Annotated in this window: 12 protein-coding genes and 1 riboswitch; of the genes, 6 read left to right on the top strand and 6 right to left on the bottom strand. The window is 60.0% G+C overall.

Annotation, left to right across the window (positions count from 1 at the left end):
* Positions 1 to 600: 600 nt before the first annotated feature.
* Entirely contained in the window at positions 601 to 1,092 is a 492-nt protein-coding gene (locus G5195_RS12115) for an RNA recognition motif domain-containing protein (RefSeq protein ID WP_005339200.1), read from the top strand.
* A gap of 7 nt (positions 1,093 to 1,099) precedes the next feature.
* Here the strand turns inward: G5195_RS12115 and murI are convergent, their stop codons facing one another.
* The 3 genes from murI to G5195_RS12100 all read right to left on the bottom strand — a co-directional run bounded on the left by murI (position 1,100) and on the right by G5195_RS12100 (position 5,030).
* Positions 1,100 to 1,903, bottom strand: a complete 804-nt coding sequence (gene murI / locus G5195_RS12110; protein ID WP_216979762.1) for a glutamate racemase — start codon at positions 1,901 to 1,903, stop codon at positions 1,100 to 1,102.
* Between the two features lie 108 nt (positions 1,904 to 2,011).
* Positions 2,012 to 3,862, bottom strand: coding sequence for a TonB-dependent receptor domain-containing protein (locus G5195_RS12105; RefSeq protein WP_421236179.1), 1,851 nt, complete (start codon positions 3,860 to 3,862; stop codon positions 2,012 to 2,014).
* Positions 3,863 to 3,913: 51 nt separating this feature from the next.
* A riboswitch (cobalamin riboswitch) is annotated at positions 3,914 to 4,092 on the bottom strand.
* Positions 4,093 to 4,127: 35 nt separating this feature from the next.
* Entirely contained in the window at positions 4,128 to 5,030 is a 903-nt protein-coding gene (locus tag G5195_RS12100) for a LysR family transcriptional regulator (RefSeq protein ID WP_421209856.1), read from the bottom strand.
* 109 nt (positions 5,031 to 5,139) lie between these two features.
* Between G5195_RS12100 and G5195_RS12095 the strand changes: the two genes are divergently transcribed.
* The 4 genes from G5195_RS12095 (at position 5,140) to G5195_RS12080 (ending at position 8,067) form a co-directional block, all read left to right on the top strand.
* Positions 5,140 to 6,066: a sodium-dependent bicarbonate transport family permease gene (locus G5195_RS12095; protein WP_005342109.1), complete on the top strand. Its 927-nt coding sequence runs from the start codon at positions 5,140 to 5,142 to the stop codon at positions 6,064 to 6,066.
* A gap of 4 nt (positions 6,067 to 6,070) precedes the next feature.
* Positions 6,071 to 6,373 carry a P-II family nitrogen regulator gene (locus G5195_RS12090; protein ID WP_005321666.1) on the top strand — a complete coding sequence of 101 codons (303 nt, stop codon included), beginning with the start codon at positions 6,071 to 6,073 and terminating at the stop codon, positions 6,371 to 6,373.
* Between the two features lie 63 nt (positions 6,374 to 6,436).
* Positions 6,437 to 6,946: a 5-(carboxyamino)imidazole ribonucleotide mutase gene (gene purE / locus G5195_RS12085; RefSeq protein ID WP_421223508.1), complete on the top strand. Its 510-nt coding sequence runs from the start codon at positions 6,437 to 6,439 to the stop codon at positions 6,944 to 6,946.
* A complete protein-coding gene (locus tag G5195_RS12080) occupies positions 6,943 to 8,067 on the top strand; it encodes a 5-(carboxyamino)imidazole ribonucleotide synthase (RefSeq protein WP_421223507.1) in 1,125 nt (374 codons plus the stop codon). Before purE ends, G5195_RS12080 begins: the two co-directional genes overlap by 4 nt.
* Positions 8,068 to 8,140: 73 nt before the next feature.
* Here the strand turns inward: G5195_RS12080 and G5195_RS12075 are convergent, their stop codons facing one another.
* From G5195_RS12075 to G5195_RS12065, 3 genes are all read right to left on the bottom strand, one after another.
* A complete protein-coding gene (locus G5195_RS12075; protein ID WP_421223505.1) occupies positions 8,141 to 9,325 on the bottom strand; it encodes an MFS transporter in 1,185 nt (394 codons plus the stop codon).
* Between the two features lie 109 nt (positions 9,326 to 9,434).
* Entirely contained in the window at positions 9,435 to 10,178 is a 744-nt protein-coding gene (locus G5195_RS12070) for a LytR/AlgR family response regulator transcription factor (RefSeq protein ID WP_421223503.1), read from the bottom strand.
* A gap of 129 nt (positions 10,179 to 10,307) precedes the next feature.
* Positions 10,308 to 11,981, bottom strand: coding sequence for a sensor histidine kinase (locus tag G5195_RS12065; protein WP_160880862.1), 1,674 nt, complete (start codon positions 11,979 to 11,981; stop codon positions 10,308 to 10,310).
* A gap of 133 nt (positions 11,982 to 12,114) precedes the next feature.
* On the opposite strand from G5195_RS12065, the gene G5195_RS12060 reads away from it, so the two are divergent.
* Positions 12,115 to 12,519 (top strand): hypothetical protein, encoded by a 405-nt coding sequence (locus G5195_RS12060; RefSeq protein WP_421236178.1) that lies wholly within the window; start codon positions 12,115 to 12,117, stop codon positions 12,517 to 12,519.
* Positions 12,520 to 12,526: the final 7 nt, after the last annotated feature.

Genomic DNA, 12,526 nt, shown 5'->3' with positions numbered 1-12,526 from the left:
GAAAAGCGGCTCAATGAATTGCTGAAATAAACTGTTCGACTTCTTATTGCTAAGAAATCGTCTTGGTCACTTCACCAAACATTGAAAATCAAAAATTGTTTTTGATGTTCGATGCTGTGAGTGCCCACACAGATTGCTTGATTCAAATTGTTAAAGAACGTCACGCTTGTCGCGTTGAGGAGGCGCATATTACGCTTCTCACTTCGAAAGTCAAGCAATTGTTTTCGCTTTTCTTTCGGCGCCCACTTCGCTAGGAAGTTGGCTCATCAGTTTGGCGTGTTCCGCCGTGCTGGTAGGGGCGCATTATAGGGAGCGGCGCTGCGATGACAAGACTTTTTTTGAAGAAAATCACGAAAATTTCAAATTATTCAATTAGAAACAGCTTATTCAGTGTATATATACAATGTTATCCACAATCCGGTTATTTCACTCCCATTTTAGCGTCATTTATGTCGCCTTTAGTGACCTTGGGAATGCCATACTGGAGCCGATAACCTCTCCCGAGTGGTCCATGGTAGCGCCAATCAGGAAAGCTGGTTACCATGGAGGTGAATATAGTGTTGCACCTTTTTTGCTTTCATTTACAAAAGGTCTTTTAAGATGAATTTATCCAAGTTTCCCGTATATATGCAGGCCGCAATCCTTGCCCTGGTATTGGCAGTGGTTGGCTACCTGGTTGCCCAGGCCCTGCAGTTCTCTTTGAAAGCGGAAGTGATTTTTGCAGCAGGTCTGGCCATCGGCGGTTTCGTGGTACCGCTGTTCCTGAAGCGAACCCCGGCTAATGTTGCCGAGTCGATCGCCAATCAGGAGACTTGCACCTTATATGTAGGCAACCTGCCCTATCGCGCCAATGAGATCGCAGTGCGCGAATTGTTTGCCGAACAGGGCCAGGTCATTTCCGTGCGGTTGATGAAAGACAAGGCAACCGGCAAGCGCAGAGGTTTCGGTTTCGTGGAGATGCCCGCCGCCGATGCCGCCAAAGCGATTGCCGCTTTGAATGATAAAGAGTATCAGCAGCGCACCCTCAAGGTGCGTGAAGCGAATGACAAACGTGATAAAGAGGAAAGAGAAGGTAGCGAAACTGACGCCTAACCGCTCGTCAGTACTTCACCTCTTCCAGTGATGACAGCCCCCATGCTTGCAAGGGGGCTGTCAGTTTTTGAGCCTCCCCATCCAGCCGGGTACAGTAAGCCCTGGCAATTACCTCTTCTATATGTACAGGCTGCACGGTGGCATGCCCGCCATTGTTCAGCAACCAGGCCACCCGTTTGGCAACAGCACTGCCCGAGTCAATAAGCTGGCATTGCGGCATCAGTTGCCCAATCTCTTCATTAAGTAGCGGGAAGTGAGTACAACCGAGCACCAGCGTATCCGGCTGCTCTTCCCCATCCAGCCAGTCGGCCAATACCTCGCGCAGCAACGCCATATTGACCGGCAAGCCCGCCAGCTTGTGTTCGGCTTCTATGACCAGCTCGGTGGTGCCCTTGAGCAGCACCCGCTTGCCGGGAGCAAACTGGGCGATCAGTTCGTGGGTATAGTCGCGGCTCACAGTGCCTGGCGTAGCCAGCAGACCGATACAACCATTGCGAGTCTGTGCAGCGGCAGGCTTGATGGCTGGCACCACCCCCACCACAGGAATATCCAGTGCCTCACGCAGGGCTGGCAGCGCTATGGTGCTGGCCGTATTACAGGCAATCACCACCAGATCGATATGATGACGGGCCACCATGGTGGTCACCAAGCGGGTGCAGGCAGCAATCAGGGCGGGCTCGCTCAATTCACCATAGGGGAAGTTGGCATTATCGAAGCAGTAGAAATAGTTGTGTGCCGGCAGAACGCGGCGGATCTCGCGGTAGATGGTCAGGCCACCCATACCGGAATCAAACACGAGAATATTGGCCACTTGAGCTCCCCTTTGGTGCAAGGCGGCGATCATACTCCCGCCTGCCGCCAATAGAAAAGGCCCTGCCAATAGCAGGGCCCCAGATTTTTCCGCTTGGCCGGGTCCGGCTTAGAGTGAGTAATCCATCGTCACGTAGTAAGCGCGCTCATCGGCCGGATACCCCACTGCAGTCTGATACTCCTTATCCAGCAGGTTGTTGATCTTGCCAGATACCTTGAGCGCCGGGGTGACCTTGTAGCCGACCGCCAGATTCCACACGCTGTAGCCACCGAGTTTGGTGGTGTTGGCCACATCGCCATAGCGCTCCCCCTGATAGATCCAGCTCAATGAACCATCAAACTGCTGCCACTGCGCCTGAGTCACCCACTTGGCCCCTTTACGGGAGATCAGCTGCAACTGCTTGTCGGTCACCTTGTCTTTGGGAGACTTATACTCGGCAGAGACCCTATGACTCAACCAGCCAGTGTCGAACTCCCCTTCCAGCTCGATCCCTTCAATGCGCGCCTTGCCAACGTTTTGTGGTGTCCACATCCCCTGACTGTTGGGAGCCCACTGGATCATATGTTCGAAGTCGTTGCGATAACCGGTGGCTCGCCACTCCACGCCAGCGGTTTGACCGTCCAGCATCAGCTCGCTGCTCTTCGACTCTTCCGGCTTCAGGTTGGGATTGCCTGACCCCGGATAGTAGATGTCGTTAAAGGAGGGGGCGCGGAAACCGGTGCCGTAGCGGGCACTCAGGCGGTAATCCTCGACAAAACGCCAGCCTGCGCCGGTCTGCCAGGTGTTGTGGCGGCCAAACTGCTCGTTGTCATCGCTACGGCCGCTCAGCTCGGCCTGCCAGGTCTGGTTGTCGAACTGGGCAAGGGCATAGAGGCCGGTATTGTCCCGCTCTTTGGCGTCGGCCGGATATGTGGCGCCGGAGGAGCGGGAGCGATCATCCAGTCGATCACTCTGCCAATCGGCCCCGCCTCCCAGCGTCCAGCTCTCGTTCAATTTCAAGCTGTTGACCCAGTTCAGGCTGTACTGGCGGGTGTAGGTTCGGTTATTGGCCTGATCACGGCCGCTATTGTCGAGATAGTCGTAGGCATCCTGTCTGGAGAAGGCGCCGCGCAGTTCGCTCAGATAGCGATCATCGTGATAGCGCGACCCCAGCTGATAGCTCTGGTTTTCAGTCCACGTTTCGGCTCGATGCGGCGCATAGTTTGTATCAGACCCCGCATACTGGGCCACATTGCGGAACCAGCGGGTCGTACCGAACAGATCCCAATTGCTGCCGAGCGCCTGCTGGTAGTCCAGCATGGCGTTGTAGCCCTGATGCCCGTGACGGTCACCATCGTTGATGCCGGGCAAGGGGTGTACGTTGTAACCCTCTTCATCATCAAAACCGCCAGCCACCTTGAGCTGACCCGCCTCACCTACCTGGCTGGCACTACTGAAAGCGGCCTGACGCTGTTGATGGGAACCAGCACCGATATTGAACTTGTGCTGATTTGTCCCCTTGTCGGGACGGGTAATGATGTTGATCACCCCACCGATAGCGTCGGAGCCGTAGATGGTGGCGCGCGGGCCGCGGATATACTCGATCCGCTCGACCTGATTGAGTGGCAGATTGTTCAGTTCGGTCATCCCGGCGGTCAAAGAGGCACTGCGCACCCCATCCACCAGCACCAGCGTCTGGGAAGAAGTGCCACCACGCACCCGCAGCGAGCTGAGCTGGCCTCGACCACCATTGCTGACCACTTCCACACCGGGCAGGGTCTTGACCACATCGGTCACGGTCTGGGCTTGCAGGCGATCGATCTCGTCCCGGGTCACCACATTGACCGGGGCAAGCACGCTGGAGGCAGGTTGGGCGACGCGGGTAGCGGTCACCACCATGGTGGGATTGACGGGAATGGTCAGCTGCTGGGCAAACGCCGCCGTCGGCAACAGGGCAGCCGCCAGAAATTTCTTCGACATGAGAGATCCTTAAGTTCGCGTAAGTATCTACTTCGTGGCCGGTTTCTCTCGGCCCGAAATACGAACTCTGGCAGGTCTTCGGGCTCGGGGGCTGATGGCCTACGGCGACGGCTTCCCGCCTGACGGCAGTGCCCTGATGTCGCTTCGTTCCCCCTTACCGCTGCGCGCCAGCTCCGGATTTTCACCGGATTCCCTATTAAGCATGATGCGCCAAAGCGGGAGGATTATAGGCAGAGCCAAGCTGGATGTATAGCCATCCAGATTTCTATTTCTTGCCAGCCAGCACCGTCAGCCGCAGCTGGGCCCCCTCCATTACCGCTTGTACCCCGGGATGGGAGAGATGGCGCCCTGCCGAGACCAGATAGTAAGAGAGTGTGACGTCGGTGAGGGTCGCAATCCGCTCCACTCCGTAGAGACGGCCAATCTCGTCAGCCATTGCCAGCGGTGCCGGGAAGATCCCCATCCCCGCCTTGCCGAACGACTTCATCAGGGTGGAATCATCAAACTGTCCCACCAGATGGGGATGAATACCCTGCTGGCGATACCACTCCAGCAGCCGATCGTGAGTGGCAGACTTCTCTCCGGGGATCAGCAGCGGCAACCCCTCCAGCGAGGCGGGAAAACCGTCCCGCGCCCGCGCCGCCAACTCGGGGCTGGCAAACAGCGCCAGCGGGCTGCGCCCCAGCTCGTGGTTGTAGCCACGTACACCACTGTCGGGAGGAAGCGGGCGATCGATCAGCACCATATCCAGCTTGTGACGGGCCAGCTCGCTGAACAGCTGCTCGGCCCGCTCCTCGTGACACACCAGCCGCAGCGGCGTTGCCAGCGCCATAGCCGGAGCCAGCAGCTCGAACGCCAGGGTGCGGGGTACCGAATCGGCGATCCCCACCTGCATTGTCAGCTCCTGACTGGCGTGGCGCAGGGTGTGCTCCAGCTCGGCGCCGAGCGAGAAAATCGCCCCCGCCTGCTCCTGCGCCTGCCGACCCGCAGCGGTCAGCACCAGACGCCGCCCCACCCGGTTGAACAGCGCCACCCCGAGGGACTGCTCCAGCTCGGCCACCTGACCGCTGATGGTCTGCGGCGTGAGATGCAGCTGTTCGGCGGCCTGCGTCACGCTGCCGCAGCGCGCCACATGCCAGAAGTAGTAGAGCTGTTTGTAGTTGAGCATGCCGTTCCCTATCAGTTTTTACCGAACAACCATCAGCGAGAATCTGATTTTATCGAAACATTGCGGGCTCTAGCATGCAAACATTATCTGAACTGCCCTGCGAACCATCATGCTGGACGTTGTTGTACTCTTCTTTCTGTTTGGTCTGCTGGCCGGTTTGGTGCGCTCCGAGCTCAAGCTGCCGCCCGCCCTCTACGACACCCTCTCTCTCTTTCTGCTACTGGCCATCGGCCTCAAGGGCGGCGTCGGTCTGGCCCAGCAATCCCTGCAACCCCTGCTGCCGCAACTTGCGCTGGTGATCCTGCTCGGCGTGGTGCAGACCCTGCTCGGCTTTGCCGTGCTGCGCCTCAAGATGAACCGGGTGGATGCCGCCGCTACCGCCGCCCACTATGGTTCGGTCAGCGTCGCCACCTTTGCGGTCGGGGTGAACTGGCTCACCGAGCGGGGCATCAGCTTTGAATCCCAGCTCTCCATCTTCCTCGCGGTGATGGAGATCCCCGCCATTCTGGTGGGCATAGTGCTGGCCCGCGGCATCAGTCGCGAGACCCGCTGGCGCATGCTGGCCCACGAGACCTTCCTCGGCAAAGGGGTAACCCTGCTGCTGGGCGGCATGGCCATCGGCTATCTGGCCGGGCCGGACGGGATTGCCCCGCTCAAACCGCTGTTTGTCGACCTGTTCAAGGGAGCGCTGGCGCTGTTCCTGCTGGAGATGGGCCTCATCGTCGCCCGTCAGTGTCAGGATCTGCGCCGCCACGGCCTGTTCCTGCTCGGCTTCGCCCTGTTGATGCCGCTCGCTTCAGCGGGACTGGGGCTGGCAGCTGGCCAGCTGATGGGCCTCTCTCTCGGCGGCCTGACCCTGCTGGCCACCCTGGCGGCGAGCGCCTCCTATATTGCCGTGCCGGCCACCATGCGCATCGCCGTGCCTCAGGCCAACCCGGGGCTATCCCTCAGCGCAGTGCTGGGGGTCACCTTCCCGTTCAACATCATGCTGGGGATCCCGCTTTACCACAGCTGGGCCCGCCACTTCACGGAGTAGCCACATGCAGACCGAGACCCGCACCCTGCTGACCGTCATTACGGAAGCCAATCTGGAGCCGACCCTGCTGCGCACCCTCACCCGCGAGGGGCTGCGCGGCTACACCATCACAGATGCCCGCGGCCGGGGGGATCATGGCGAGCGCAACGCCAGCTGGAGCGAGAGCGGCAACATCCGGCTGGAGGCGATCTGCAGTCGGGAGCAGGCGGAGCGGCTGCTGGCCCACCTGCAGAGTCGCTACTACCCCGATTACGCCATGATCGCCTTTCTGCAACCGGTCGAAATCGTGCGACCCGAGAAATTCTGAGCCGGCTTGCCGGCTCTTTTTGTTTACCAAAAGCAAACGTTTAACAGCGAGGATTCAGAAAAAATGAACACCCCTCCCCTGATCGGCCTGGTAATGGGCTCCGACTCCGACTGGCCCGTGCTGCAGGCTGCCGCCCGCATCCTCAAGGAGCACGGCGTGCCCTACGAGGCACAGGTGGTCTCGGCCCATCGCACCCCGGATCTGCTGTTCGAGTATGCCGCCACTGCCCGCGCGCGCGGCCTGTGTGCCATCATCGCCGGAGCCGGTGGCGCCGCCCACCTGCCGGGTATGGTCGCCGCCAAGACCACATTGCCGGTGCTGGGGGTGCCCATCCCCTCCCGACATCTCAAGGGGATGGACTCCCTGCTCTCCATCGTGCAGATGCCCAAGGGGGTACCGGTCGCCACCTTCGCCATCGGCGAGGCGGGGGCTGCCAACGCAGCCCTGTTTGCGATCTCTCTGCTCTCCGTTGCACAAGACGGCGACGCCCCCCGCTACCGGCAGCAGCTCGACGACTTCCGCACCCGCGAGCGCGACCGGGTGCTGGCACTGCAACTGGAGGAGCCGACATGATCCTGCCACCCGCCACCCTCGGCATGCTGGGGGGCGGCCAGCTCGGCCGCTACTTCGTGATGGCCGCCCACCGCCTCGGCTACAAGGTGGTGGTGCTGGATCCCGATCCGGCCAGCATCGCCGGTGCCGCCGCAGATCACCATATTGTCGCCCCCTATGACGACCAGACCGCCCTGTACGAGCTGGCTAGCCGCTGCGAGGCCATCAGCTGCGAATTCGAAAATGTGCCCGCCGCCACCCTCGCCCTGCTCGAAAAACAAAAGCCGGTGCGCCCGGCCGCCAGCGCGGTGCGGGTCTGTCAGGATCGCCGCGAGGAGAAAGCCTTTCTGCGCGGTGCTGACATCACGGTCGCCCCCTATCTGGCGCTACTGCCGGAAGAGCCTATCCCCGCACAGGCCAGTGAACTCTTACCCGCCATTCTCAAGACGGCCCGCGAAGGATACGACGGCAAGGGGCAGTGGCAGGTCAGTAATCTGGATGAGCTGGCGACGGCGCTGACAGCCAGTGGCGTGCCCTGCGTGCTGGAAAAACGGCTGGCGCTGGAGGGGGAATTTGCCCTGACCCTGGCCCGCAGCCCGAGCGGCGCCATCAGCGCCCTGCAGCTGGCGCAGAACTGGCACAGCGGCGGCATTCTCGATCAGACCCGCTCCCCGGCCAATATGCCGGCGCTGGAGCGCGAGGCCAAAGGGATCGCCGAGCACATCATCGCAGCCCTCGATTACGTCGGGGTGCTAACGGTGGAGTTCTTTCTGGTGGAAGGTCGATTGCTGGTCAACGAGCTGGCGCCCCGTCCCCACAACTCGGGCCACCCCAGCCTCGACAACGACGCATGCAGCCAGTTCGAGTTGCAGGTGCGCGCCCTGTGCGATCTGCCGCTACCGGAGCAGATCGCCGCGCGGCCCGCCCTGTTAATCAACCTGCTGGGGGATCTCTGGCAGAACGGCACGCCCGACTGGGCCGCCCTGCTGGCGCAGCCCGGCCTGCATCTGCACCTCTACGGCAAGGGCGAACCCCGCCCCGGCCGCAAGATGGGCCATATCACGGTAACCGGTGACGAGTGGCCAACGGTGGAGGAGCGCTGCCGCAAAGCCCGCCAGCTGCTGGGGCTAGCGCCACGCTGATCGAGCATCGGAAATGCAAAGACCCGGGCATGGCCCGGGTCTCTGTTTTTGCTTGCTGTGGCAGGAAGGCTTATCAGGCCCGCTCCACCGCTACCGGCAGGCGAATGGTGAGGGAGAGCACCAGCGCCACCACCAGCAACACCAGGATCAGGTGGAAAGTCGCCATAAAGCCGCCAAACAGGGAGGCCACAATGGAGCCGATAATGCTGCCCAGACCAAAGCCCAGATAGATGACGCCATAGTTCTTGGTCAGGTTGTTGAGACCGAAGAAGTCGCTCACCAGCGAGGGGTAGACGGTGATGGTGCCACCGAAGCTGAATGCCACACAGGCGACCGCCACAAAGAACAGGTTGGCGTTGAGCGGCACGAACAGCAGCAGCGCCATACCCGCCAGGGTAATCAGCTGGGCGATGGTGATGACCCGAATGCGGGACATCTTGTCGGAGAGGATACCCAGCACCAGACGGCCACCCAGGTTGGCCATGGCGATGATGGCGACGGCATTGGCGGCGACTACAGCAGGCAGACCCACCATCTTCTCGCCGATATCCTTGGCCACGCCGATGACGTAGAGGCCACTCATGCAGGCGGTGAGGAACATCAGCGCCAGCATCCAGTACTGCGGCTTGCGCATCGCCTCGGCCAGAGTGAAGTCACGGCTCTCGCTCTGCTGCACGGAAGCGGCCTGCTTGGGCGCATCCTTCATCAGCATGCCACCCACCAGCACCATGGACATCGCAATCAAGCCCCACAGCTGGAAGGTGGTCTCAAGGCCGGAGCTGGAGAGCAGCAGCAGGTTGATATATTTGAAACCGAGACTGCCGAGACCATAGGCACCGATGGAACAGGCGGAGATCAGCCCCTTGCGCTCTGGGAACCATTTCACGCAGTTGGAGAGGGTCATCAGGTAGCCGGTGCCGTCGGCAAAACCGACCAGAATGCCCGCGCAGAGGTAGAGCATCGCCAGATTGCTGGCATGGGCGGTGAGGAAGAAGCCGATGCCGAGCAGCACGCCGGCGCCCAAGGTCACGTTACGCACCCCGAATCGCTCCTGCAGCTTGCCCGCCATGGAGGAGGCGACCGCCAGCGAGAGGCTGAGCAGGCCGAAAGCGAAAGCGACCTGACTCACCGGCTCGTCCAGCTTGTCGGAGAGCTGGGCGTTGAACAGGCTCCAGGTATAGACAGAACCCAGTGCGAACTGGGTGATGATGGTACCGATCAGTGTCAGGTACCGGGTGCGATTCATCTCTTTGGTCATGATGCGTCTCGGTCGATGGCCTTAAGGAAATTGAGGCCACTATAGACAAGACGCTGTTCGCGCCGATCGATTAAGGCATGAAATGCAGATCGGCGGGAATGAATGACAATCAGAGCCGCATCAGCTGACGGAACGCCTTGATGTTGCTGCGACTGACCGGCACCTCGAACGGCAGATCATGGAGCCGGATGAGATAGGTGCTGTTGAACCAGGGGACTATTTCGCGGATCTTGTTGATGTTGACGCAGTAGGAGCGGTGGCAGCGGAAGAACCCCTCGGCAGGCAGGCGGCTGACAAACTCGCTGATGGTCATGGTCATCACGTAGCGATCATCGCGGGTATAGACATAGGTGAGCTTCTCGTCGGCTTCCGCGTAGTAGATCTGCTCGCAGGGGGTGACGATGATGCGCTCCCCCTTCACCAGATTGACGGTGCGATTGTGCGGGCTGTTCCCCTCGCCGCTCGCCTCCCCCGTGGTGACTGGCTGCGACTTGCCCGCATGCTCGAGCTTTTGCAGCAGATTGATGATTCGCGGCTCGTTGTAGGGTTTGAGGATGTAGTCGAACGCCTCCAGCTCGAACGCCTCCACCGCAAACTCCTTGTAGGCGGTGACGAAGACGATGTGGGGCGGATGGCTCGACTTGTGCAGGTTCTTGGCCAACAGCAGGCCGTCGATGGAGGGGATCTGGATATCCAGAAACACCACATCCACCTCGTGATCCTGCAGGTATTTGAACGCCTCCAGCCCATCCTCGAAGCTCGCCACTATCTCTATGGTGCTGTGCTGATTCACCAGATAGATCAACTCCTCGCGAGCCAGATACTCGTCTTCCACTATGATCGCTTTCAACATGACATTGCCCCCTGAAGAAGCACAGGAGAAGCAAGCTCCTCACGAATCAAACATTCGTCTTCCACAATGATCGCTTTCAGCATGACAACACCTCTCGCGGCACACACTTATCCTCAACCATGATGGCACTCAGCATGGCATCGACTCCTGATCCGGCAGATAGAAACTCACCTCGGTACCCGGTTCCAGCCGCTTGAGGTGCAGGCCGTCACCATAGAGCAGCTTGACCCTCTGATGCACGTTCATCAGGCCAATGCTGCGACTCTCCACCCGACCGGCGGCGACCCCGTCGATCACCGCCTGACTGATGCCGTAACCGGTATCGCGCACCGATACCCGGATGCCGCCCGCCAGCTGTTTCACCTCGATGGTGACCCGGCCCGGCGCGCTGCGGGGCTGGATGCCGTGCAGGATGGCGTTTTCCACCAGCGGCTGCAACAGCAGGCTCGGCACCTGAATGTGCACGTCGTCCACCTCGAACACCACCTCCAGCTTGTCGCCGAAGCGGGCCTGCTCGATTGCCACGTAGTCACGCACCTGCTGCAGCTCCTCCTGAATGTCGATGAGCTCATCCCCCTTGTTGAGGTTGTAGCGCAGGTAGTCCGCCAGATTGGCGATGAGCTGGCGCGCCTGCTGGGGCCGGATGCGGATCAGCGACGAGATAGCATTGAGGGCATTGAACAGGAAGTGCGGGTTGATCTTGCTCTGCAGGGCGGTGAACTCCGCCTTGCGGGTCATCTCCTTGAGTTGCTCGATGCGCGACACCTCCATCTGGGTGGAGATGAGCTGGGAGAGGCCCACCGCCATCTCCCGCAGGGAGCTGGTGATGCTGTGGGTGCGGCGGTAGTAGATCTTGAGGGTGCCGCTCACCGAGCCGTTTTCTCGCAGCGGAATAATGATGACCGAGTGGAAATCGGAGAGGTGATACTGGCGCAGATCGTTGTTGATGATGATCTGGTCGAGCAGCACCGCCTGCTGGGTCATGCCGCTGATGGCGTGGTGCTCATCCAGCTCGTAATAGTCCTTGCCCACCCCGACATAAGCCAGCACGTCATGGGTATCTGTGATGGCCACCGCATCGGCGCTGATGTCGCGCCGGATCACATCACACACCTGACTGAGAGAGTGGCGATCGATGTTCTGGAAGAAGGGCAGCGTCTTGTTGGCGATATCGAGCGCCAGCTTGGCCTGCTTGGCGGCAATCAGCTCCTTCTCGTCATCCAGATCCTGCACCAGCTTGATGATAAGGCCGATGCAGAGCGCCCCGGCGATCATCGGATAGGCGATATGGTTGACGATCTCCACCCCGACTTCGTGGGGCTCGGTCAGCAGCCAGATCAGCAGCATGGTGAGCCCTTCGCAGAGCATCCCCGCCAGAATGCCGTAGAGCCAGAGCCGCGACTTGCGGCAGCGCAGGTGCAGCCAGGTGGCGAGCAGACCGGCGATGATGCTGGCGATGAGGCACGGGATCGAGGTGTGGCCATCCATGTCGATGAGATAGCGGTGCAGACCGGAGATGACCCCGGCCGGAATGCCGACCCAGGGGCCGAACAGAATGCCGCCCGAGATGATGGCGATGATCCGCACGTTGATCAGCGCCCCCTCTACCGGAATGCCGGTGTAGGTGCTGAACACCGCAAACAGACAGAAGATGGAGGCCACCAGAACCAGCTCGGCCGGGGTGTGATCCCGCTTCTGGAACAGCCGCTGGAACGGCCGGGTGCGGGTCAGGAAGAAGAGGGTCATCAGCATCAGCGCCGCCCGTTCGAACACCGCCAACAACATCATTTGATTTTCGAGCAACACCCGCACCTCTCCCGCATGTAAAACAACAAGGCTGCGCATTGTGCCACTCCAGGTCGGTCTAAGCTTTTTCTAATGCTCGCCGATAGAGAAATTGACTCCATTCGGGGCCACCACACAGGAGATACACATCATGAAAAAGAACTTCCTGCTGCTTGCACTCCCCACCCTGCTGATTGCCAACCAGGTCGAGGCACAAACACTGAGCCAGACAGTGACCTGGCAAGCAACAGCCAGCAAAGACAGCCAATCCTCCGTCAGCTTGCTGCATCCGGGGCAACAAGCCATTTCCACAACAAACCCGGCGGCTCAAGTATTGGCAGCCAAGCTAACCTCTCCCGATAGCGGGTTAACGTTTAAAGCTCGCACCTTGTCGACGGCAAGTGATCCCCCCACTGTGATGCTTAATGGCAAAAAGCTCACTACAAAGTACCAGTCAGTCCCAGCAACGGAACAATATTATCTTTCATATCAACAAACGGCCCAGTCTGCTGGGCAGCTAACCGAAAGTGGGTATGAGCTAGTAGCCTACTGGTAATCGCCTA

The sequence above is a fragment of the Aeromonas sp. 601039 genome (genome assembly GCF_049174415.1).
GTDB lineage: Bacteria > Pseudomonadota > Gammaproteobacteria > Enterobacterales > Aeromonadaceae > Aeromonas > Aeromonas veronii_A.
Note: the sequence above shows the minus strand (reverse complement) of the source record. Positions and strands in the feature narration are given on the sequence as shown.

What these genes read in the sequence shown, in the direction of transcription:
- G5195_RS12115 (WP_005339200.1), top strand. Translation starts at nt 601, where the DNA reads ATGAATTTATCCAAGTTTCCCGTATATATGCAGGCCGCAATCCTTGCC.
- G5195_RS12105 (WP_421236179.1), bottom strand. Translation starts at nt 3,862, where the DNA reads ATGTCGAAGAAATTTCTGGCGGCTGCCCTGTTGCCGACGGCGGCGTTT.
- G5195_RS12100 (WP_421209856.1), bottom strand. Translation starts at nt 5,030, where the DNA reads ATGCTCAACTACAAACAGCTCTACTACTTCTGGCATGTGGCGCGCTGC.
- G5195_RS12095 (WP_005342109.1), top strand. Translation starts at nt 5,140, where the DNA reads ATGCTGGACGTTGTTGTACTCTTCTTTCTGTTTGGTCTGCTGGCCGGT.
- G5195_RS12090 (WP_005321666.1), top strand. Translation starts at nt 6,071, where the DNA reads ATGCAGACCGAGACCCGCACCCTGCTGACCGTCATTACGGAAGCCAAT.
- purE (WP_421223508.1), top strand. Translation starts at nt 6,437, where the DNA reads ATGAACACCCCTCCCCTGATCGGCCTGGTAATGGGCTCCGACTCCGAC.
- G5195_RS12080 (WP_421223507.1), top strand. Translation starts at nt 6,943, where the DNA reads ATGATCCTGCCACCCGCCACCCTCGGCATGCTGGGGGGCGGCCAGCTC.
- G5195_RS12075 (WP_421223505.1), bottom strand. Translation starts at nt 9,325, where the DNA reads ATGACCAAAGAGATGAATCGCACCCGGTACCTGACACTGATCGGTACC.
- G5195_RS12070 (WP_421223503.1), bottom strand. Translation starts at nt 10,178, where the DNA reads ATGTTGAAAGCGATCATAGTGGAAGACGAGTATCTGGCTCGCGAGGAG.
- G5195_RS12060 (WP_421236178.1), top strand. Translation starts at nt 12,115, where the DNA reads ATGAAAAAGAACTTCCTGCTGCTTGCACTCCCCACCCTGCTGATTGCC.